Origin of the sequence: Streptomyces polyasparticus, from assembly GCF_014493765.1 — a bacterium.
Classification (GTDB): domain Bacteria; phylum Actinomycetota; class Actinomycetes; order Streptomycetales; family Streptomycetaceae; genus Streptomyces; species Streptomyces polyasparticus.
In genome coordinates this window covers 1-22,104 of the sequence record NZ_JACTVJ010000047.1, presented here as the reverse complement: position 1 = coordinate 22,104, position 22,104 = coordinate 1, and the positions used below count along the sequence as shown (strand labels likewise).

Genomic DNA, 22,104 nt, shown 5'->3' with positions numbered 1-22,104 from the left:
CGCCGCCAAGAGATGCCGACGCCCTGAGCCTGTTGTGTCGAATGCCCTGCCAGGGCGACGCCTTGGGGCGGTGCCCATGGTGAGGGCTGTCGGGTACGCCGCCCTCGCGGAAACTCTGGTGGTCCACCGCACCCTCCTTCGCTGTCCGCAGCAGAAGTCAATAGAGGTGCCGCATGACGCAGTTGGAAGAGTTTGACATTGCTTTAGGTCTTTGGTCCTAATCTTTATGTAGATCAGATAACACCCCTTCCGCTCTCTTTGAACTTCTCGTGATGATTTGCGACTGGGCTTCGGTTGCCGCGGGATGCCGCGCGGCAACCGAAGCCCTATACGTGAGCGCTGCTGCAGGCAGCGCGGTCGTTCAAGGGATGAGACGGAGAGGCTTCATGCCGGATCGTCAGGAGCTGGAGGCCGAGCGCGGGAGACCGTGGTCGGGGCGGAGCCTGAAGTACCTCTCCGGTGGCCTTGCGCTGCTGATGGCGGTGACCATGGTGGAGAGCGGCTCGGCGTTCGCCGCGCAGCCCGCCGCGCCCGCGGACACGAAGGCGCCCGTCACCGAGGCCGCGGACATCACCTCCGCGCGGGTGGCGGCGAAATTGTCGGGCAAGAAGGTCGAGGCGCTCTCAGAGCGCACGGAAACCTCGACGACCTGGGCGAACCCGGACGGCAGCCTCACCTCCGACCTGTCCGCTGGACCCGTTCGCTTTGAACGCGACGGATCCTGGACCGACATCGATGTGAGCCTGCACAAGGCGACGGACGGCACCGTCGAGCCCGTCGCCCATCCGAACGGGCTGGAACTGTCCGGCGGCGGCGGGACAAGAGCGCGTTCTTTGGCGGTCGCTGAGGATTCACCGGCCCGCGATCTCGTCACCCTTGGCGAGGGCGACGAGCAGATCACCTTGCAGTGGAAGGGCGGCCTGCCGGCTCCGACACTGAACGGCACCCGCGCCGTCTACACGAACGCGGTGCCGGGCGCGGATGTGATCGTGGAAGCGACCCGGACCGGCTTCGAGCAGTTCGTCGAGATCAAGCAGAAGCCGACGACCGACGAATACACCTACACCCTGCCACTGAAGACCAAGGGCCTGGACATCAAGGAGCAGGCCGACGGGAGTCTGCTGTTCCTCGATGAAAAGAAGAACAAGCAGGCGGTCATGCCGGCGCCGGTGATGTGGGATGCCACCACCGACGAGGTCTCCGGGGAACACACGCACCGCGCGCCGGTCGCAATGAAGGTCCACAAGACCAGTGACGGCGTCGACCTGGTGCTGACCCCGGATGCGAAGTTCCTGGCCGACCCGGCCACCAAGTTCCCGGTCACCGTGGATCCGTCGACCGGCAACCTCAGCAATGTCTTCGACACCTATGTTCAGCAGGGCGAGACCCGGGACTGGTCCACCGACACCGAACTCGACCTCGGTAACCCGGGCACCAAGAACGCCAACGGCACTCCGCGTACGGCGCGTTCCTTCATCACGTGGAACACCGCTCCGATCGCCGACTCGCTGGTCTCGTCGGCGACGCTGTCACTGTGGAACTTCCACTCCGCCAACACCGACTGCAAGGCGTACCCGTGGGAGGTGTGGGCGACCGGCAAGGCGTCCACGGCCTCGCGGTGGACATCCCAGCCGGCGTGGACGGCGAAGAAGGCCACCTCCACGGCCACGAGGGGCAACCCGGGCTGCTCCACGCAGCCCGATGGCTGGATCACCGCGGACGTCAAGACCCTGGTGCAGGAGTGGGCCTCGGCGAAGAACTCCACCTCCGGCATGGGCCTGCGGGCCTCCTCGGAGAGCTTGGTGGCGCAGTGGAAGCGGCTCAACTCCGCCAACGCGGCCAAGAATCCGCCGAAGCTGACCGTGACCTACAACTTCCGGCCCGGAGTAGGCACCAAGCAGGGGGCCGGGCCGCCGTACTTCTCCTACTCCGGCGCCTATGTGGTCAACACGGTACGCCCGGTACTGCGCGACACCATCACCGACCCGAACGGTGACCGAGTCAACGCAACCTTCCAGATCTACGACGCGGCGACCAACCAGCAAGTCGGTGGCCTGCTGGTCTCCCCGTATGTGGCTTCTGGATCGCCGGCCTCGGTGACCGTGCCGGCCGGGGTGCTTTCCGAGGGCAGGAGCTACAAGTTCCGCACCAACTCCTACGACGGCACCCACTACAACACTGCGTGGTCGGCGTGGAAGACATTCACCATCGACACCCGAGCCCCCTCCGCCCCCACCACGATCACGTCGACGGACTACCCCGCGGACGGCTGGACCGGTGGCGCAGGCAAGCCCGGCAGCTTCACCGTCACCCCCGCCTCGTCCGACATCAACTGGCTGGAATGGTCGCTGGACGGCACCACCTGGACCAAGGTCGGCCACACCAGTAGTGCGCCGAAGAACATCTCGGTCACCCCCACGACCGACGGCACCCACACGCTGCAGGTCCGCGCGGTCGATAAGGCGGACAACCGCTCCGAGGCCACCGAGTACACCTTCCACGCCGGGCCCGGCGGCTTCCTGTTGCCCGTCGAGGGGGAGCGCACCGCACGACGTCTGCCGCTGATTGCCGAGGCCGACGCCACCAAGTTCGACAAGGTGTCCTTCTCCTGGCGCCGCTCCGAGGCAGACGCCTGGCAGCAAATACCCGCCGGCGACGTCACCGGTATCGAACGCACCGGTATCACCTGGCCGGTGGCGATGTCGGGGGGCAAGAACAAGAAGCTGTCCTGGGATGCGGCCAAGACCGTCAACCCGGACGGCACCATCCAGATCAAGGCCGACTTCACCGGCCCTAACGGCGCGACCGGTTCGACCGCGCCGCGCACCGTGGTCGTCGACCGCAACGCCACCGGCGCCAACACCGCGGACGTCGGCCCTGGCAGCGTGAATCTGCTGACTGGCGACTACAGCCTGTCTGAGAGCGATGTGTCGGCATTCGACCTGTCCGTCAACCGCTCCGCCTCTTCCCGCCGCCCGGATGCGGGGGCGAAGCAGGAGGGCCAGGCGCCGATCTTCGGCAAGGAATGGAGCGCCGGCACCACCGCTGAGATCACCGACTCCGACTACGACTACCTGCGCCGCATCTCAGACACCGCGGTCGACGTCGTCGACTCCGAAGGCGACCCGATCCACTTCACCGCCAACAAGGCGAAGACCGGCTGGATTTCCGAGCCGGGCGCCGAGGATCTCGTCCTCAAGGGCAGCGTGACCGGATCGTTCACGCTGTCGGACCCGGAAGGCACGGTCACCACCTTCACCAAGCCCGACACTGCCTCGCCGACCTGGCAGGTGTCGTCCACGCTGCTGGACGGCCTCGCGAACACGGCCACCACGGTGGTCTCCGAGACGGTCACGGTGGACGGCAAGAAGCTGGCACGCCCCAAGCGGGTCATCGCTCCCACCTCTGCCGCCTCGGCATCGGCCTGCACCTCGACACCGTCCACCAAGGGCTGCCGCGCCCTGGAGTACGTCTACGCCACCGCCACCACGGCCACCGGCAGCACCTTGGGCGACTTCAAGGACCAGGTCAAGGACATCAAACTCTGGTCCACTGAACCGGGCGCCGCCGCGGCGAGCGCAAAGACGATCCAGACCTACCGCTACGACGACAAGGGCCGCCTGCGCGAAGCCTTCAACCCGCTCATCACCCCGGCGCTGAAGACCGCCTACAGCTACGACGATGCGGGCCGGGTCACGGGCCAGACCCCGCCGGGCGAGCTGCCCTGGACCTTCACCTACGGCAAGGCAGGCCATGGTGACACGGCTGGCGAGGGCATGCTGCTCAAGGCATCCCGGCCCAAGCTCAAGCCCGGCAGCACCGACGAGACCGACGGCACCGCGTCCACCAGCGTCGTCTACGACGTGGCATTGGCCGGCGACAAGGCCCCGCACCAGATGGGCCTCAACGACATCGCCAAGTGGGGGCAGCAGTACGCGCCCACCGACGCCACCGCCGTGCTGCCCGCCGACGCCGTACCGTCCTCCCACTCGGGAGGCGGCCTCGACAAGGCTGCCTTCAAGCGCGCCACCGTGCACTATCTGGACGTATCGGGGCGCGAGGTCAACACCGCAGAGCCGGGCGGCCACCTGTCCGCCACCGACTACGACGAGAACGGCAACGCGGTCCGCGAACTGACCGCCGCCAACCGCGCCCTCGCCCTCGGCGCCAGTGACGCCGACACGGCACAACTGGCTGAGCTCGGCATCGCCGGTCTCGACAGCGCCGAGCGCGCCGAACTGCTGGCCACCCGCTCCATCTACAACGAGGCCGGCACCCGCGAACTGGAGGAACTCGGCCCGCTGCACCGCATCGACCTCACCGCTCACCTCAAGTCCGGCTCGAGCACCGACATCCCGGCCGGTACCCCGGTCGCCGCGCGCGGCTGGACGGTCAACGAGTACGACGCGGGCCGTCCCACCGACGGCACCCCCAAGATCCGGGACCAGGTCACCAAGGCCACGACCGGTGCGCAGGTCCGCACGCATCCCGACACGATGGCCGACCCGAGGGTCACCCAGACCGTGAACGACTGGACCAAGGGTCTTCCCACCCAGTCGATCCAGGCCCCCGGCGGCCTGGCCCTGACGACCAAGACCGAGTACGACGCGCAGGGCCGCAAGACCAAGGAGATCCCGTCAGGCTCCTCGGGCAGTGACGCCGCGGCCCGGGTCACCACCTACTGGTCCGCCACCGGCACAGGGGCCTGTGCCGGCCGGCCCGAATGGGCCGACCAGCTCTGCTCGGTGGGACCGGCCGGCGCCATCACCGGCGGCGGCTCCAACCCCACGCAGATGCCGACGACCACCACCGAATACAACTGGTGGGGCCAGCCCGCGAAGGTCACCGAAACCGCCAACGGCACCACCCGCACCACCACAACCACCTTCGACGCGGCGGGGCGCCCGGTGACCAGCAAGGTCACCGGCGGCACCGGCCAGGCCGTACCCGAGTCCACCACTGCGTACGACGCGGCCACCGGCAAGGAGATCAAGACCACCTCGCCCACCGGCGGCACCATCACCAAGGCGTACGACAAGCTCGGCCGGCAGATCTCCTACACCGACGCCGACGGCGCTACCACGACCACCCAGTACGACCTGCTCGACCGGCCCACCAAGGTCACCGACAGTGTCCCGTCCACCGTCACCTACACCTACGACACCACCATTGAGCCGCGCGGGCTGGCCACCTCCACCACCGACTCCGTAGCCGGCACCTTCACCGCCCGCTACGACGCCGACGGCAGCGTGACCAGCGAACAGCTGCCCGGCGGCTACACCCTCACCCAACAAGAGGACCCCACCGGATCCCCGTCCTCGCGGACCTACACCCGCGACAGCGACAAACTCCAGATCCTCACCGACACGGTCAGCGAATCGATCCACGGCCAGGTCACCAGCCACGCCGGCTGGTCCGCGCAGAACTACCGCTACGACAAGACCGGCCGGATGACCCGGGTCGAGGACACCGTGGACGCGGTGTGCACCACACGCAGCTACGGCTTCGACAAATCCACCAACCGCACCTCGCTCACCACCGCATCCGCCGACCAGGGCGCCGACTGCACCACCGCCGACGCCACCACGCACACGTCGACCTACGACGCGTTCGGCCGCACCACCTCCGTCCCGGACCACGGCACCATCGGCTACTACACCAACGACCTCGCCTACCAGCAGATTGCCGACGGAAAGCGGCAGACCTGGCAGCTCGATGCCGCACACCGCTTCCGCTCCTTCACCGTCGAGACCGGCAGCGGCAGCACCTGGACCCGGCAGCAGTCCAAGCTCAACCACTACGACACCGACAGCGACAACCCACGCTGGATCGTCGAGGACACCACCTCCGGCGCGCTGACCCGCAACGTCGACTCCGCCTCCGGAGACCTCGCCGCGACCACCAGCAAGACCGGCAACACCGTCCTGCAGTTCACCAACATCCACGGCGACGTCGCACTCCAACTCCCGCTGGACAGCTCCACCGCCCCGTCGCGCTGGACAGCGACGAATACGGCCAGACACGCACAGGCCAGGAAGCCACCCGCTACAACTGGCTCGGCGGCAAACAGCGCTCCGCGGAGACCCTCACCGGCCTCACCCTCATGGGAGTGCGCCTCTACAACCCCGCCACCGGACGCTTCCTGTCCACCGACCCTGTCTACGGCGGCAACGCCAACGCCAACGCCTACGACTACGTCAACGCCGACCCGGTCAACATGTTCGACCTCGACGGCAAATGGGGCCTGCCCAAGTGGGCGAGGCGCGCCGGAAGGTTCGTCAAACGCAACATCGCCACTGTCGCGTCCGTCGCCTCGATGTTCGTCCCTGGTCTCGGCGCCGTCGCCCTCGGACTCAACGCCTACAGCGCTTGGCGATCGGGCAGGAGCGGAGACTGGGCTGGAGTCGCGATGACCCTCCCCGGCATCGGGCTGGCGGGCAGATCGATGCGTATGGCGTTCAAGGCCAAGCGGGCAAAGCAGGCTTACGGGGCCGCCAAGCGTGCGCGCGTGAGAAAGACGAGTTCCACCAAGCGCAGAGTCGCGCGAGCCGGAAGCAGCTACCGCTACGCGGCAGGCCAAGCAACTCGCTGGGGTCGTTACGACGCGCGCTACACCACTTTCGGCGCGTACTACGCCACAGGCCAGAGCCTGTGGAACAACCGCCGCCGCCGGTAACAGCATCGGATTCTGTGTGGGGGTGGGGAGCAGCCCTGACTGCTCCCCACCCCCCACACACACGACCTTCGGAGAAGAGCAGACGTGGACCCTGGTTGGTACCTCGCCGGAAAGATCCTCGTGCTCGGACGTCTCATCGGGCATAACCCCACCCCTGAAGAGCGTGCCGAGGAACGCGACCTTTGTGCGCGTCTTTCGCGCCGCGAGCACCTAGGCCGGGAGGAGTTGGATATCTGCTTGCCCGCGACGGCCTGGGCGTGGATTGGTGCGTTCATGGCCTGCATTGCCGCCACTGCACTGAGTGGCTTCCTCATCGACGACGTCTTCGGCGTGACCGGCTACCCCCAGAACGTCGTCATGTTCGGGTTCCTGCTGTCATGCGGCATCAGCGTGGCCCTCGGCCTCATCGGCTACTTCCGCTCCAACATGCTGATCTACTCCGATGAGGACTATGACGCCCCTCGCTTCGTCGCGAAGGCGGCGGAGAAGCTGTACTACCCGCGCGCCTATGACTTCTGGATCGCCTTGGCTGCTTCCATCTGGCCAGCCCTCCGGGGAGCCAATCTGGTCCCGTAGCGGCGGCCGTTACATCATAAATGGCTGCGCATGCCGTTGAGGGCGCGTCGCTCGCCATTCCGCAAATTTGAATTGCCGAACCTGGCAATATTCATCGTCGGCGTGTGCACGGCGAAGGTCAGGGGGTGGCGGTCACCCCACGTCCTAATGAAGGAACACGCATGGCGGAGGCTCGTTATCGAGTCACTTGGCTACTGTTCTTCGTCCCCTTCATGGTTTCATCCGGGGCGAACGGAGCAACCTCTGACGGGATTACACCTGTCGCCTGGGGGATTGCGCAGGTTGGCCTCGGCTTGGGTATTTCCTATTTCTCTTTCAGGGAAATCAAGGCAGCTCGTAGGGAAAAGCGCAAGTAATCCCAGCCGTCGCGGCGCAGGGGCGGCCCGTGCGGCGACGTCCAACGCTGGGATCGACGCGGCTACTCCAGCCTGGCCAGCCCTGCGCGCAACCAACCTGGTCCAGTTCCTGTCCCGCTGCATCACGGAGGACCCTGACTTCCTGTTGGTTGCATGCCAGTCACTCAACTCCGCAAGCTCCAATAGCCGGACCTACCAATACTGAATGTCGGCGTGTAGGACGTACAGGATCCCGCACAGCACCTGGCGGTCCGGGACCGGAAGACGACCGGGGTATCGGAACCGCCGCTCCTTCTTCGGCAGCAGCGGCTCGATCCGCTCCCACAGGTCATCCGGCACGATCCACGGTGAAGTCCCCACCGCCCGGACAACGCCCAACTCGCCTATGAGGCACGGCCACCAGGGCTGATGCATCTCATTGCGTTACCGCTCTAACTGGAGGTTGTTGTGGTGCTCCCGCGGTGTGGCTCCGGTGCCTGTGTTGTGGGGCCCGGTCGGGGAGACAGCCAACTTTAGTTTCTGGATTGCGACTTACGGCGTCTCGATCGGTCTGTTGAGTCGGCGTGAAAATTCTCTGTGGGTCTACCGGACTGCTGTGTTCGACGCAACCTCGCCACTGTGCACAGTCGCGACCCAGCTGTGTTCCGGGGCCTGATTCCTAGGCAAGGACAGCCTGATCTGTGTGTTGGCGGGCTGTGGGATCTACTGAAGTCAATTCAGAGCAGAGGGAGTTCAGCAATGTCAGTTTGTACTGTGAAGAAGGTGGCCGCGGCCGGGTTGGCGTGTGCGGCGGTGGTGGTCGGGACCAGTGTGGCGGACGCGGCCCCGGTCAGTCCCCGCGTTCCCTTGACCTGGGTAGCGCTGGGGGACTCTTACACAGCCGGTGTGATTCCGGCATCTGGAGCCCTGCTGCCTGAGCCCGACGGGCGAAGTGGGTGTGAGCGAACGGTGGGCGCGTATCCGCAGGTTGTGGCTGGTGCGTTGCCGGATTTGTCGCTGACCGATGTGAGCTGTGGCAATGCGCAGATCAAGCACATCGCCCTGGAGAAGCAGGTGCCGATTGGTCAGGGCTTCCCTGAGCCTGACCCGGGCGGCCCGTTCAAGCCGGTGCCGGTCCAGGTCGATGCTGTGAATACTGAGACAGACGTGGTGACGGTGGGGGTTGGCGGCAACACCCTTGGTTTCGGCGAAATCCTCATCACGTGTCTCTTTGCGGGCAGCGGTGAGGGTGAGACGCCGTGCAAGGACCACTACGGCAGCGGCGCAGTCACAGACATCGACACCCGTCTGGAACAGCTCGCCTCCGAATACACCGACATGCTTAAGGAGATCCATATCAAGGCGCCGGACGCAAAGATCTTCACCGTCGGCTACCCGTCAATCATCCCTGATGATGTCAACAACTGCACTCGAGACGAGGACGGAAGCGGTCGGGAAGACCAGTTTGGCAATATCAAATCCGGCGACTTGGACTGGCTTCGCATCAGCGTTCTGGAACGACTCAACGACAAGATCCAGGAAGCTACTACTGCCGACGGGCAAGCTCAGTTCGTCGACATCTATGCCGGCAGTAAGGGGCATGACGTCTGCGCCCCCACAGGCGAAAAGTGGGTTGAAGGGTTGAAGACTGCCGATGGCGCCTGGGCACTCGTGCACCCCAATGCATCCGGCCAGAACCACACCGGCCAGCGCGTCACTGCCGCCCTGCAGAGCATCCTGCCCTGAGTGTCGGCGTAGCTAGGTGGACGGGGACGTACGCAGTGCGGCAAGGCTGTCGCAGTCGGTCGATCTCGCGCTCGAGTCGATTGGGTCTGGATTAATTTGTTGTCCCACTACCAAAGGGGAGTTGACGTTACCGTGAAGGTACTGACGCATGGAGCACGGTGGTTAGCCGCCGGGTGCGTGCTGGTGTTGTCGTCGGCGTCGGGTCTTGCAGGGTCGGCCGCCGCGCTGGGCAGCGGGCCGTCCGCAGCAGGATCCAAGGCGGTGGTGGCACTGCAGCCGGGCCAGGTGTTTGGCTGGGGCTCGAACAGGGGCGGTCAGTTGGAGGTTCCGGACGAGGCCAAGTCCGGTGTGTTCGACATAGCGGCCGGCGGGGACCATGTGCTGGCGCTGAAAGACGGGGCGGTCCTCGCCTGGGGTGACAACACCAAGGGGCAGGCCACGGTCCCCGACCAGGCACTTGTCAGGGTGCGTACTGTCGCGGCGGGCGCTGTGCATTCACTCGCGCTGACCGAGGATGGCACGGTCCTCGCCTGGGGCGACAATGTGAAGGGACAGACGTCTGTTCCGGAAGAGGCCAGGTCAGGGGTCAGTGCCATCGCGGCAGGCAGATATCACTCACTGGCTGTAAAGAACGACGAGGTCATCGCCTGGGGTGCCTTCTCACAAGTACCGAATGAGGCGAAGTCCGATGTCGTCAAGGTTGCCGGAGGCTTCAACGAAGACAGTCTCGCGCTGAAAGGTAACGGCGAGGTCATCGCGTGGAACCTGCGTTCTGACGATCTGGAAAGCGTTCCCGACGAAGTTCGTTCCGGGGTGAGTGCGATCGCCGCCGGCTACGAGCACAAGTTGGCGTTGAAGAACGGCGGTGTCATCGCCTGGGGCCCCGCGGACGAGGAGGTCCTGAACGTCCCTGATGAGGCGAAATCAGATGTCGTGGCGGTCGCTGGCGGCGTGGACTTCTCACTCGCGCTGAAGAAGGACGGCTCGGTCATCGGCTGGGGCCCGGGCAATTTCTACGGCCAGGCCACACCTCCACAAGATGCCCAGACAAGTGTGAGCGCGATCGCCACAGGCCCCTACTACTCCCTCGCGCTGCACGCCCCGAACGCGAGCCCGATCATGCGAACGCCAAAAGTCAGCCGGTGAGTTCGGTCCCCGACTTCCCTATCCGCACAGGGTTGGTGCGGCTTTCGGCCAAGTGAGGCCGGAGGGCACCAGCGGATTTCGACCCCCTTTCTAGTCCGCTGTGGCCGGCGCGAGAGTGACCGCTTGCGCCGGCCACCCTGTCACCTTTCTGAGGAGTGTTCATGCGCACCCGAACTGGTCTGCTGGTCACCAGTATCGTGATTCTTGGAAGTGTCGCGCTGCCTACGATCGCGGTCGCTTCCCCCGCGCTGCCGATGGACCCTGCGGATCCTGGCTGCCGCGCCACCGAATTCACTGCGAATCACACCACGGGCGAGGTCAGCTGGAGCATTCGATGCGACCAGGCCCGCGACGTCATCGTTGATGCCACGGCCTGGCACGGCGACTCCAGCGATCACACCTGGGTCAGCGGACAGAAGGAGTTTCGGCATGTGACGGCTGGCGACACCTGGACCGCTTCAATGACCTTCCCCAGCGATACCGTTCCCTCCACTGACCAGATCAGCGCCCAGGCCGTCACCTTCAAGGATATCGGCGACCCCTCCGAGCGCCCCGCTATCCTCGGGACGGTCAACGGCTGACCCCGCTCACACTAGCCACATCGACTGTTCCCTTGCTCCTCCTGGAAGGAGCAAGGGAACAGTCGATGTGTGACTGTCCCCGGGATTTTCGTAGCCGTTGATCGTCCAGAGATCATCGTCGGGCGAGGGCTGCTGGTTGCGGCGGTAGTGGGCGACCAGGATGACGCGCTTGCGCAGGAGTTGGGTGCCTGCTCGTCCCGCCATCTGGCGTTTGATCATCTTCAGGTCGGTGATTCTTCCCTCCGCGACGCCGGAGTTGTAGGGGGAGCGTCACGGCGGCGTGCACTGCGTCGAGGTCGTACAGCAGGCTGGCGGCGAAGCGGACCAGAGGGGCGAGGCCGCTGTTGCGGGCGCTCGCGATCCAGCGGTCCATCAGTGCGGCGTTCTTCTTGACGAGGACACTTCGGAAGGAGGCCACGAGGCGGTGGATCGTACGCAGTTCCGGGCAGCGTGCCAGCTGGTGCTTGACGAACACACGTTGGTCCTCGTCAGACGCTCCGGAGGGGTGGTTATCAACTGTGTGACCTCGCATGTGCTGCGGGCGGATGCGGGCGGTGGAAGGCTCGGATCCAGGGCTTCGCGATGGGAGGTGAAGTAGAGGTGGACAGTGGCCGTGCTGCCGCGGAATCGGCGTGTCAACGGCCATCGGGATGCGCAGGTAGGTGGCTGTGAGAGGCCCAGGCTGGTGGCAATCAGAAACCCAGACGTGTGGCCAGTGGTGCTCCCGGGGTGGGGTCAGTTCAAGGGGACCACTCCCTTTCCGGCGAGGGCCTCGGCGAGGCGATGCGAGTCCCCGGTGGTGGTCACAAGGTGAGCGTGGTGCATGAGGCGATCGGTGCTCGCGCCCGCGAGGGTCCTCGGCATGATCGTGTCGAAGACCGAGGGATGAATGTTGCTGGTCACCGCGATGGAACGACGCTCGCAGGCGGCATCGATGATCCGGTAGAACGCCTCGGCGGCGTCCTCGCCGACCGGTAGTAGACCAATGTCATCAATCACGATCAGATCGGCCCGGCAGATCCGGGCGACGGTGCGGGCGGTGGAACTGTCGACCTTCGACTTCCCGATCGAGGCGCTCAGTGTCTCGAGGGTGAACCAGGACACTTGCATGTCCTTCTCGATCGCGGCCTGGGCCAGTCCTTCGGTGAAGTGACTCTTCCCCGTCCCGCTCGGGCCGGCGATCACCAAGTTCTCCGCGCGGCCGATCCATTCCAGGGTGATCAGGGAGTTCTGGGTGGGCTCGGGGATGGTGGAGCCCTCGGCCCGCCAGGAGCCCAGCGTCTTGCCGGTTGGGAAGTTCGCCGAGGACCGTCGAAGCCGCCTCGTTGCCGCGTCACGACCGGTGACTTCCTCGGATATCAGCAGCCGCAGGACCTCGGCGGGGTCCCAGCGTTGAGCGCGGGCGGTGGCCAGGACATCGGTGCCGCCTGGCGCATGTAGGGAAGCCGCATGCGACGCATGAGCTTGTCGAGCTCTTCGGGGATGGCGGGCGGGTTGGGAAAACTCATGGAGGTGCCGTTCTCTTCTGTGATGTGAGTCAAAAGGAAGTGCTGGGCGGGGAGTTGGTCAGCGGCCCAGGGCCTGCCAGCCGATGGTTCCGTTCGAGAGCAGGTCGTCGTCGGCGAAGCGTCCGGTAGTCGCGGCCAGGCCGAGGGCCTGGTCGACTTTGTCGTTGCCCGGGACGGTGGCCAGCTCGACCGCGCGGGCCATCTTGGCGCGGATGCGGGTGGCGCCGGCGGGTCCGGCTTCCTTGAGCCAGCGGCCGGCTCCCGGGCCGATGCCGACGAACGCGATCTCTGCTTCCGAGCGCGGCTGCAGCCGCGGCTGGTGGATGCTGCGGCCGTCGGGGTGGTCGGGATAGTGCTCGTCGATGATCTGCGGGACCCCGGGAGTGGAGAGTTGGTGGCGCCAAATCTCCAACAGGTCACCGGAGTTGGTGCGGGCGGTGATGGACGGTTCCTCACCGACCACCCGGCACCACACTTTCGCGCCGGAATAGCCCGGCGGGGTCGAATAGTGCACCGCGTTGAAGCTGATGGTGCGGTCCGAGCCGACCAGCCGTTCCTCACCCAGCGCGAGCGGCTCGATCGGCAGAACATGCAACGTGGTGCGTTCAATTTCGAGGCGGTCGGCAGGTATCTGCCCAGTCGCCCGGTGACGGCGCGAGTTCACCGCATCGCACCTGGTCCGGCAGGCATCCGCGAGCTCGGCGAGCGAGTCGTAGGCGGGGCAGCAAGTTCGCGTCCGTGGGCACCAGATCGGCCTTCGCGATGCGGACCGTGGCCTCCGCGCCGCCCTTCGATTCTGGATCATTAGGGACGCAACTGACCACCTGGCAGCCGTAATGCCGGCCCGCGGCGACCATCTGCGGGTGCCTCACCGGGATCCCGGCGATGTGCTCGACGGTCACCGTCTTCGCGTTGTCGGTCAAGACGTAGGTCGGTGCCCCGCCGATCCGCCGCAGCGTGGTGTCCAGGCAGGCCACCAGCGTGCCCAACGTGCAGTCCCAGACCGGGAGTACGACCCTGAACCGCGACCAGGACGGCCATGCGCAGAACAGCCAGGTCCGCCGGCCGGCGATGCGCGGGCCCTCGCCCCAGTCGAACTGCAGCCACCGGCCCGGCTGTCGGGGTACTAGCTCACGTGCAGAGCGAAGTACGGGCTCAAATGCAGAGGTGGGTACGACGTTTTGGCCGGGGCGAGGGCGTCAGCCCTCGCCCCGGCCGCGTGGGGTGAAGCCGCGGATTCAGGCGGTCGCTGCGTCGCCGCCGCCGCCGATCGCGAAGAGCTTGTTCTTCAGCCGGTAGCTGTTGCCGTTGATCGAAACGACTTCGCAGTGGTGCAGGAGCCGGTCGAGGATGGCGGTGGCGAGAACCTCGTCGCCGAAGACCTGGCCCCACTCGCCGAAGGTCTTGTTCGAGGTCAGGATGACGGAGCCGCGCTCGTATCTCTTCGAGATCAACTGGAAGACGAGGTTGCCCTCGTCGCGGTCGAGAGGGAGGTAGCCGACCTCGTCGACCACCAGGACGTCCGGCCGCTGATAGAGCCGCATCTCGCTGGGCAACCGGCCGATCGCATCGGCTTCTTTGAGCTGGCGGACCATGTCGTCGAGGCTGGTGAAGTAGATGGTGAAGCCGGCTCGGCAGGCCGCGACGGCAAGGCCGACCGCGATGTGCGTCTTGCCGACGCCCGGTGGTCCGAGCAGAGCGACGTTCGTCTTCGTCTCGACGAACGACAGGGTCGCCAGATCACGGACCTTGCGTGGGTCGAGTTCGGGCTGGAACGAGAAGTCGTACGCGTCCAGCGTCTTGTGGTGGGGCAGCCGCGAGAGCCGCAGCCCGGTATGGAACCGGCGGTCGTCACGGATCGCGAGTTCTTCCGACAAGGCCAGGTCGAGGAAGTCGAAGTAGCCCATCTTGCTCGCGTCGGCTCGCTGGATCAGATGCTCCAGGCTGGTGGGGGTGTGCGGCAGCCCGAGCTCGGTCGTGGTGGAACGCAGACGGGCGGTGACCAGTTCACTCACGCGGTGTCCTTCGAGTCAGGGACGATGCGGGGACAGGGCTTGGGGCGGGTGCCGGCGATATCGTCGTAGAACGACAACGGCCGCTTTCCGACCGGGACTTGAGCCGCCGAGGACCGGTTGATCAGGTCCTGTAGCGGGCTGTCCGACGCGCCGGAGGTCCGTGGGCGGGCGACCGGATCGGGAACCTGGGTGGTGGTGCGGCGGCCGGTGCCGTCCGGCAGTCCGTTCCAATGGGCTTCGTCGATCACTCAGGTGCCGCGGGCATGCGCCCGCGGATGGACGGCCAGCAGCGTGGAGCCGCTCAAGTCCGGTGCCAGCAGATGCAGGGAGACGGTGTCGCCGCCGACCCTCACCTCGACCAGCTGCCGCGGGCGGACCCGCCGGGCCGGAACCGAATACAAACTGGCCTCGAAGGCGACCAGACAGTCCTTACCGACATGCCGCAGATGACGATCGGTGACGAGATAGGGCCTGGCCGGCAGCGGCCGCAAGGCCGCGTGATCCCGCAGGCCGATCACCTCGCGATGCGTGCGGTGAGTGCGAGCCCGCCGCAGCGGCACCCAGCTCATGAACGCGGCGTCCAACTCGACCACGGACGAGAAGGACCGGCCCGCCAGAACGTGATCGCGGAAGATATTGACCTGCCGCTCGACCCGACCCTTGCCCTGCGGACGGTAGGCAGCCAGCACATCGATGTCGAAGTTGTAGTGCCCGGCGAACGCGACCGCCTCCGGATGCAGCGGAACCGCCTCGCCCGGGGCGACGTGCCAGCGCACGACCGTCTTGGTCCGGTCGTAGACGATCGTCTTGGGAGCCCCGCCGAAGTGCGCGAACGCCCTGCGGTGGCAGTCCCAGAACGTCGCCAGATCCATCGACATGGTGAAACAGCAGAACGGATCCCGCGAATAGGACAGGACCATGTGGAACGAGTACACCTGCTTGATCCCGACACGCGCGAGGATCCCGCCCTCATTGCACCAGTCGACCTGGGCCTGAGCACCGGGGATCACCTCGAACCGGCGGTGCAGGCCGTCCAGTTCGTCCGGACCGATGCCCAGCTCGGCCATCACCTCGGGGCGGGCCTGCTGCAAATACAGCTTCACCCGCTGGTAGTTGCCGGTGAATCCGTACTGGTCGACGAGCCGTTCGTGGATCACCGTCCCCTTCAGCGTGATGTCGGCCCGCAGCCAGGCCAGGATGATCGGCTTGAACGGCTCGATCAGCAGCTGATGACAGCCCTTGCGGGACGGTCCCTTCGGCGGCACCATCAGCGGCGGAGCCTCCACATACTTCTTCACGGTCCGCCAGTTCAGCCCGGTCTCCCGGGCGATGGCGGAGATGCTCATCCCTGCCTCATGCAGGGCGCGGAACCGGCGCAGATCCATCCAACGCTCCGAGTGCAGGATCATCGAGACGGGACACCCTTCGCCTCCTCTCAGCTCGCGCGATGGCTGTCCCGCACCCAACTTCCCTACTCACGACACGCGTACTACACGCTCAAGATCAACCCGATCGAGTGTGTACATGAGCCTGTACCAGCCTCTGCACATCAGCTAGTACGCGGACACCGGCTCGGGAATCCACGGACGATACGTGCGACGCTTGCCCGCCTTCCAGGCCGTTTTCGCCGCGTTCACCGCCCGCCGCGTCGAGCGCGGGCTGCCGCGGAAGCCCATCTTCACCAGCTTCTCGTGGACCACGTCGGCGCGGATCGTCGCCTTCGACTGCTCGACCCACTCCTCGACCTTCTCCAGAAATGCGTCGATCATCTTCGGCCGCGGCTCTCGCTCATAGGGATTTCGCCCGCTGGCGCGGGCCTCGACATACCGCTTGACCGTCTTCGGATCGTGTCCCGCCAAGGCCGCCGCCGACCAGACCGTCCCGGTCAGGTCGTACGCCTCAAGGATTTCCATGATCTCTCTGTCAGACTTCGTCACAGGACCTCTCCGGCCGGTTTGCTGATGCTCGCAAACACCAGCAAACCGGACGGAGGGGTCTCCTTCAGATAAGGAAGCGATCAGGAACACCACAGGTCAGACGGCCATCCACCTGGATTTCCGGTGGCCATCAGCCTGGACTCAACTGAGAGTATCGCCAGCAGATGTGATCCGGCCGGGCCTGCTAGCTCCTTGACCACCGATTTCGCGCTGCGCTGGCGACACCGCTACGCCTCTGTGATCATCGACGCCCAGACCCACGAGCGGATCGACGTACTGCCTGGTCGCACGGCCGACAGCCGATATCTCCCCGTGCGTGAGCCCCTTCGCGGACAGCGACTGCACCATCTCGTCCCCGCCAGTCAGACGCCGCTGCCGCTGTTTCACAATCTGCGGCTCGACCGTGCCGGCCACATCGCGGGGAAGCTTCACCTCCACCGGACCGGCGTCGGTGACCACCGTCGTCGACCGGTGCCGTTACGGCTGTTGCCGCTGTTCCTGCCTGTCACATCGTGCTTGTCATAGCCGACGTGATCAGTGATCTCGTCCGCGAGTGCGGACTCCAGGAAGCGCTTGGTCAGCTGCTGGAGCAGCCCGCCCTCGCCGGTCAGCTGCAGCCCCTCGGAGCGGGCACAGTCGACCAGCATCGCGACCAACTGCTCGTCCGACACCGCCTCCGCGGCCGACACGACTACCGGCTCCTGCACAGCGTCGCGCTCGGTGATGGTCCCGCTCATTCCGGCGTCCCCATGATCATCGGATCCGCCGCCTATTGGACACACCTCTGTCAGGGGCATGGCCTTCAGTCTTTCCTCAGGTTGGGAGGCTCCTTCGTGGCGTGGATGTGGTGATCAGTGCCGTGGGACGGCCGGCTGAACAGCACCGAAGGAACCCCGATGTAATCGACATCGGCCCTATCGAGGTCCTCCTCGGCTTGGACGTCGGTAAGGGCGAACACCACGCCACCGCAGTCACTCCGCAATAAGGCCTTCGACAAGCGGCGACCCAACAGCGAGTCAAGACTCCGCAACGACTTCAGTGAGCTGCAGACCAAGCACGGAACCCCGCTCGTGGTCGTTGACCAGCCCGTCGCCATCGGCGCCCTGCCGCCGCCCGCGCTATGGGCTGCGGAGTAGCCTGCCTCCCTGTCCTGACCAGGCCCGAACCCACATCCGACCGGCTTGGCCGACGGCATAGGGACCCGCGCGGCGTCGAGTTACGTCATTTACTGAGTTCGTGTGGAATCGTGGCTAGCGGACAAGCGAAGGTCCACCTGCCACCTTCGACGGTGACCAAGCCTTCGCTCCTCAGGACTTCCAAGGCGCGCCGCAGCGTCTTGGTGCAGATGCCGAACTCGGCTGCCAGCTCGGCGTGCGCCGGCATCGGTCCTCGAAACTCGCCGCACTCGATGCGTGACGCCATGACCCATGCCACCCGACGCCATGAACTATTAGCCCGTCCGTCGGGAGGAATCAGCCCACTCAGAGAGGCGGGGCGCATCCGGGTGTTTACAGCTCGACGTACGAACTGGGCCGTCGGCATCGGGATCCCGTAGCTCCTAGCGATCACGGCTGCGGGTGGCACCTCCGGGGTAGCGGGCATGTTCGCCAGTTGGTCGTGTAGATCCTTCACCACCACCTGATAGCGAGCGGCACTTGACCGGTGTGACGCGATGTATTCCGAGCGCGTCTTCATGCGGCGGCCGAACGGTCAAGCGAGATGCTGGGGGCCATCGCGATCGATGGCTCTGCGTCGACTCGGTGGGTGACGATCGCGCCCAAGCCGCGTAGGAGAGTCAGTGCCGCAAAGTTGGCTTTGGACACCAGCAGGCGGCGTAGGGGGATAGGCGAGGGACTGAACACGGAATGGTCTCTTCAGCAAGTAGACGGCATGAAGCTCCAGCCTCCGCCACGCGGCAGCAGAAACCATGGCTCAAAAGTCAACATCTCAGAAGAAAAGGGTGACGCTGCACAGGTGACCTTCACCGCATCGCGCCGCGTGTCTGCGTAACGGCCATGCTGCCACGCCGCCAGCTAACCAGAACCCATATGAAGGTGCCGGGGTGCGTGTCCGTGGATCAGCATGACGCAGCCCTCAGTCTCACTTGCTGCGTCCGGTTGAATCCGGCTGGCCCCTCGCTCTCACGACGGCCGTGCCGGGGAGGCATGAACTGCCTCGACGAGCACAGTGCCCCCGAGGCGGACGGAGGTATGGCATGGTGCCAGTGCGGGTAATGCTTGTAGATGATCAGGCGCTCGTCCGCTCAGGATTGCGAGCTGTCCTGGAAGCGGCCGACGGTATCGACGTGGTCGCCGAGGCCGGGGACGGCGCGGACGCGATTCCGCTCGTGCGTGAGCATCGGCCGGATGTGGTGCTGATGGACCTGAACATGCCTCGGATCGGAGGCGTAGAGGCCACTCTGCATCTCCTTCGGCTACCGGATCCACCGCGGGTGCTGGTGCTGACGACGTTCAACACAGATGACATGGTCATGGATGCGCTTCAGGCCGGTGCTTCCGGATTTCTCTTGAAGGATCTGCGGGCTGAGGAGCTTGAACACGCGGTCCGGTGCGTGGCAGCAGGAGGCACCTCGTTCGCCCCGCAGATCATGACGAAACTTGTGGCGCGGGCCCGGGGGAAGTCCGCGGTCGGCCGACGTGACCTCGAAGCGAAAATCGCTTCGTTGACTGACAGCGAGCGCGCCATTATTGCTCTTCTAGGCAAGGGCATGACAAACCAGCAGATCGCTGAAGAGCTGAACCTGGCGATTGCCAGTGTGAAAACCTACGTCTCGCGGATGTTGGTGCGCCTTGGACTGGAGAACCGCACGCAGGCCGCGATCCTCGCCTATGAGGCTGGCTACGTCGGTAAGTAGCTCTGAGGCGGGCGGTGCTGCTTGTGCCGGCGACTGGGCAGGCACGGAGAGTCAGGTCACCTCGTAGGTCGTGCCGAAGGGGGGTGTCGCTCGCTGTCGGCATGCCGGTTGTGCTCGGCGCATGGCCGTCGGGCTGCTTGCCACGTCGCACGGCTGCATAGGGCCTGGAGGTCGGTGTCGTGACGATCACATGCTGGCTCGCGATGGTCGACCTCGAGGTCAGCGACTTCGGCACAGCGGGTGCCGTTGGACGTGCGCTGTCAACGGCCATGTACGTATGGCACTTCGGCACTGGCCACCGCCTGGTGGCCAGGCTCAAGGAGGTCGAACGGAGCAAACTCAGAGAGCTGCACGTCTCCGCCAACGGTGTGCGCAAAGACCTCGCGGCGGTCACAGCCGGCCTGACCGTCCCTGGAACTTCGGGGCTGTCGAAGGACACGTCAACAGGATCAAAATGCTCAAGCGCCAGCACTGCGGACGCGCTGGATTCGACCCCCTCAAGCGCCGCATCCTCCTCGGCAGTTGACCGGCTTCACGGAAAGCACAACGCTGCCACGAACCGTCTTGCCCGCAGCTTCGCCACGATCCTGCGACGCCGTGAACGGCGGGTCTTCGTACGTACCGACTGTGGACCCGCCCCGTACGCGTCCGACACCCAGGACACTCCGCCGTCGGGGCGGCCGTGCATCGCGCGGTGAAGCGTAATATGCCGCCGCATCGGGACACCTCGTCGACGGCCACAGCGGCCAGACACGGGAACAGCACTTTCAGCAGGCGACAAGCATGATCCCCCAACCTGGGGGGTGCCCCTATGGGGTCGAGCAAGTCCCTGCGAGGCAGCGGAGCCTCGTCGACGTCACTCTTCCATGGTGGTGTGGGCCTTGGTGTGCTCGTAGATCCAGCCCGCAGAAGTGTCGGGGGCTCGGACTGCCAGGTAGGTGTGTTTGATGTCGGGGTTCCAAGGTCCTGGTGCCCGGCCTGGACGGCCTCGGAAGCCTGCGGGCGGGAGTCCTGCCTGGTCGAGCTGGACGATTTTGGTCCGCCCATTGAATGGGCCGCCGACGATCTTGATGCCGACGGCGTTGTTGACGGTTTCACCCGCAAGCCAGCGACGGAAGAATGCCAGGTGCCCGGAATTCTCGTTCCCCATGACAGCAGCTGACCATGGGCTTGGGCGGAGGGCAAGCAGGTCTCAAGTCGCTCGGATGGGTTGGGGTTCGTAGAAGGTTCCGTCGCGGAGCATGGCGAAGAGAACGTCGGCCCGGCGTCGGGCGAGGCAGAGCAGGGCCTGGGTGTGATGCTTGCCCTGGGTGATCTTCTTGTCGTAGTAGGCCCGCGATGCCGGGTCGCCCAGGGCGGCGAACGCGGAGAGGAAGAAGGCCCGTTTGAGCTGCTTGTTTCCTCTCCGGGACGGTTGTTCGCCGCGGATCGACGAGCCCGAGCTCCGGGTCGCGGGCGCGAGTCCGGCGTAGGTGGCGAGGTGGCCGGCAGTCGGGAAGGCGCTGCCGTCGCCGACCTCGATCAGGATGCGGGCTCCCGTCCTGACGCCGACTCCCGGCATCGACGCCAGCACCTTCGAAAGAGGGTGGGCCTCCAGCAGTTCCTCAATCCGCCCGGCCAAGAGTTTTCGCTGGTCAAGCACGGCCGTCAGCGAGCCAGCCAGGCTTGGGACGATCAACGCGGCTGCCTCGGTGCCGGGAATGGTGACGGTCTGCTCGTCCAGGGCGGCGAAGATCTCCTTGACCAGCCGCTCGGCCATTCTCGGTGCCTTCGGACGCAGCAGCGTGACCAGCCGCTGGCGGCCCGCCTTGTGCATCTGGGCCGGGGAGCCGAACCGTTCCAGCAGCGTGAGGATGGCTGGGTGCTGCAATCGGGGCCCCAGCACGCGTTCCAGCGACGGATGGATCTGGGTCAGTAGGCCGTGCAGCCGGTTCGCGACCCGGGTTGCTTCGCTGGCCAGGTCGTCGTCGAAGCCGACGATCATCTCCAGCTCGGCGATTGTCTCGTCCTCGCCGTCGATCGCCCGCAGCGTGTGCGGCATTGCGCGGGCGGCGTCGGCGATGATGAACGCGTCTTTCGCGTCCGTTTTGGCCTCGCCCGGGTAGAGGTCGGCGATCCGCCGCATCGTCAGGCCAGGCAGGTAGGCGACTGGGCAGCCCATGTCGCGGGCGATCGCCAGTGGCAGAGCGCCGATCGAAGCCGGCTGGTCGACCACGACCAGCACCGTGCCGTGCTTGGCCTGCAGCCTGGCGAACAGCTCGCGGAGCTTGGGCTCGGTGTTGGGCAGCCGCTTGTCGAATGCCTTCCTTCCGGCCGGTGTGACGGCGGTGGCGTAGTGTTCGCCTTTGCCGACGTCCAGGCCGAGGAAGACGTCGATGTCGCCGGTGTCGATCACGCGCAGGCCCCTCCATCACGCTTTCGTCCGGCCTTGCCTCGGCACCGAGCTGCCACATCCACGTTGCGGAGAGCTCTTCCGGTCTTGGGTGAAGCCGGTGCTCAAGCCCCTCATCAGCGGTCCGTCGATGCCTCCGGGCCCGGTGACACCACTCCCCGGATCATGAACAACAAGGGGGGGAAGTCATGCCGGGCCCGAAGGCCGGAGGCTCCATTGCGGAGCCACGAAAGAGGTAACCGGGGGGGTGCCCCTATGTGTTTGGTCAAGGTCCAAGGCCGCTAGGTTCGTGCGGTCGAGGGCGGGCCGAGTCGTAG

The 22,104-nt window shown here is 65.7% G+C and carries 17 protein-coding genes and 4 pseudogenes; 9 read left to right on the top strand and 12 right to left on the bottom strand.

The window, feature by feature from the left end; all coding sequences use genetic code 11:
• Positions 1-476: 476 nt before the first annotated feature.
• From H9Y04_RS44375 to H9Y04_RS44370, 3 genes and pseudogenes are all read left to right on the top strand, one after another.
• Positions 477-6,277 (top strand): annotated as a pseudogene (locus H9Y04_RS44375) (DNRLRE domain-containing protein); the annotation flags it as partial.
• A 132-nt stretch (positions 6,278-6,409) separates the two neighbouring features.
• Positions 6,410-6,676 (top strand): hypothetical protein, encoded by a 267-nt coding sequence (locus tag H9Y04_RS47315; RefSeq protein ID WP_236072217.1) that lies wholly within the window; start codon positions 6,410-6,412, stop codon positions 6,674-6,676.
• An 84-nt stretch (positions 6,677-6,760) separates the two neighbouring features.
• Positions 6,761-7,252 (top strand): hypothetical protein, encoded by a 492-nt coding sequence (locus H9Y04_RS44370; RefSeq protein WP_187819952.1) that lies wholly within the window; start codon positions 6,761-6,763, stop codon positions 7,250-7,252.
• 554 nt (positions 7,253-7,806) lie between these two features.
• On the opposite strand, the pseudogene H9Y04_RS44365 reads toward H9Y04_RS44370, so the two are convergent.
• Positions 7,807-8,022 (bottom strand): annotated as a pseudogene (locus H9Y04_RS44365) (transposase); the annotation flags it as partial.
• Between the two features lie 324 nt (positions 8,023-8,346).
• Between H9Y04_RS44365 and H9Y04_RS44360 the strand changes: the two are divergent.
• The 3 genes from H9Y04_RS44360 to H9Y04_RS44350 all read left to right on the top strand — a co-directional run bounded on the left by H9Y04_RS44360 (position 8,347) and on the right by H9Y04_RS44350 (position 11,060).
• A complete protein-coding gene (locus H9Y04_RS44360; protein WP_236072213.1) occupies positions 8,347-9,333 on the top strand; it encodes an SGNH/GDSL hydrolase family protein in 987 nt (328 codons plus the stop codon).
• Positions 9,334-9,465: 132 nt separating this feature from the next.
• A complete protein-coding gene (locus H9Y04_RS44355) occupies positions 9,466-10,479 on the top strand; it encodes an RCC1 domain-containing protein (RefSeq protein WP_187819950.1) in 1,014 nt (337 codons plus the stop codon).
• Between the two features lie 161 nt (positions 10,480-10,640).
• The gene (locus tag H9Y04_RS44350; protein WP_187819949.1) at positions 10,641-11,060 is read left to right on the top strand and encodes a hypothetical protein; all 420 of its coding nucleotides are present in this window, start codon (positions 10,641-10,643) and stop codon (positions 11,058-11,060) included.
• Between the two features lie 6 nt (positions 11,061-11,066).
• Here the strand turns inward: H9Y04_RS44350 and H9Y04_RS44345 are convergent, their stop codons facing one another.
• The 8 genes and pseudogenes from H9Y04_RS44345 to H9Y04_RS44310 form a co-directional block, all read right to left on the bottom strand.
• Positions 11,067-11,279 carry a hypothetical protein gene (locus H9Y04_RS44345; RefSeq protein WP_187819948.1) on the bottom strand — a complete coding sequence of 71 codons (213 nt, stop codon included), beginning with the start codon at positions 11,277-11,279 and terminating at the stop codon, positions 11,067-11,069.
• Between the two features lie 516 nt (positions 11,280-11,795).
• Positions 11,796-12,419 carry an ATP-binding protein gene (locus H9Y04_RS44340; protein ID WP_308802049.1) on the bottom strand — a complete coding sequence of 208 codons (624 nt, stop codon included), beginning with the start codon at positions 12,417-12,419 and terminating at the stop codon, positions 11,796-11,798.
• A gap of 207 nt (positions 12,420-12,626) precedes the next feature.
• On the bottom strand, positions 12,627-13,232 hold the full coding sequence (locus H9Y04_RS44335) for a hypothetical protein (protein ID WP_187819947.1): 606 nt from the start codon (positions 13,230-13,232) through the stop codon (positions 12,627-12,629).
• Positions 13,233-13,806: 574 nt separating this feature from the next.
• On the bottom strand, positions 13,807-14,583 hold the full coding sequence (istB, locus tag H9Y04_RS44325) for an IS21-like element helper ATPase IstB (protein ID WP_187819946.1): 777 nt from the start codon (positions 14,581-14,583) through the stop codon (positions 13,807-13,809).
• Positions 14,580-14,831 (bottom strand): hypothetical protein, encoded by a 252-nt coding sequence (locus H9Y04_RS48735; RefSeq protein WP_438818224.1) that lies wholly within the window; start codon positions 14,829-14,831, stop codon positions 14,580-14,582. Before H9Y04_RS48735 ends, istB begins: the two co-directional genes overlap by 4 nt.
• A complete protein-coding gene (gene istA, locus H9Y04_RS44320; protein WP_438818225.1) occupies positions 14,832-15,968 on the bottom strand; it encodes an IS21 family transposase in 1,137 nt (378 codons plus the stop codon).
• 168 nt (positions 15,969-16,136) lie between these two features.
• On the bottom strand, positions 16,137-16,496 hold the full coding sequence (locus tag H9Y04_RS44315) for a hypothetical protein (protein WP_187819945.1): 360 nt from the start codon (positions 16,494-16,496) through the stop codon (positions 16,137-16,139).
• Positions 16,497-16,817: 321 nt separating this feature from the next.
• Positions 16,818-17,167 (bottom strand): annotated as a pseudogene (locus H9Y04_RS44310) (transposase); the annotation flags it as partial.
• 260 nt (positions 17,168-17,427) lie between these two features.
• Between H9Y04_RS44310 and H9Y04_RS47310 the strand changes: the two are divergent.
• Positions 17,428-17,629 (top strand): annotated as a pseudogene (locus H9Y04_RS47310) (IS110 family transposase); the annotation flags it as partial.
• A gap of 112 nt (positions 17,630-17,741) precedes the next feature.
• Here the strand turns inward: H9Y04_RS47310 and H9Y04_RS44305 are convergent.
• Positions 17,742-17,903: a GntR family transcriptional regulator gene (locus H9Y04_RS44305; protein WP_236072214.1), complete on the bottom strand. Its 162-nt coding sequence runs from the start codon at positions 17,901-17,903 to the stop codon at positions 17,742-17,744.
• Positions 17,904-18,735: 832 nt separating this feature from the next.
• Between H9Y04_RS44305 and H9Y04_RS44300 the strand changes: the two genes are divergently transcribed.
• Together H9Y04_RS44300 and H9Y04_RS44295 are read left to right on the top strand one after the other, a co-directional pair.
• Positions 18,736-19,395 carry a response regulator gene (locus H9Y04_RS44300; protein ID WP_214662253.1) on the top strand — a complete coding sequence of 220 codons (660 nt, stop codon included), beginning with the start codon at positions 18,736-18,738 and terminating at the stop codon, positions 19,393-19,395.
• Positions 19,396-19,598: 203 nt separating this feature from the next.
• Positions 19,599-20,093, top strand: coding sequence for a hypothetical protein (locus H9Y04_RS44295; protein ID WP_187819943.1), 495 nt, complete (start codon positions 19,599-19,601; stop codon positions 20,091-20,093).
• A gap of 158 nt (positions 20,094-20,251) precedes the next feature.
• On the opposite strand, the gene H9Y04_RS44290 is transcribed toward H9Y04_RS44295, so the two are convergent.
• A complete protein-coding gene (locus H9Y04_RS44290) occupies positions 20,252-20,545 on the bottom strand; it encodes a DUF8847 domain-containing protein (RefSeq protein ID WP_187819942.1) in 294 nt (97 codons plus the stop codon).
• 42 nt (positions 20,546-20,587) lie between these two features.
• The gene (locus H9Y04_RS44285; RefSeq protein WP_438818223.1) at positions 20,588-21,790 is read right to left on the bottom strand and encodes an IS110 family RNA-guided transposase; all 1,203 of its coding nucleotides are present in this window, start codon (positions 21,788-21,790) and stop codon (positions 20,588-20,590) included.
• Positions 21,791-22,104 lie beyond the last annotated feature (314 nt).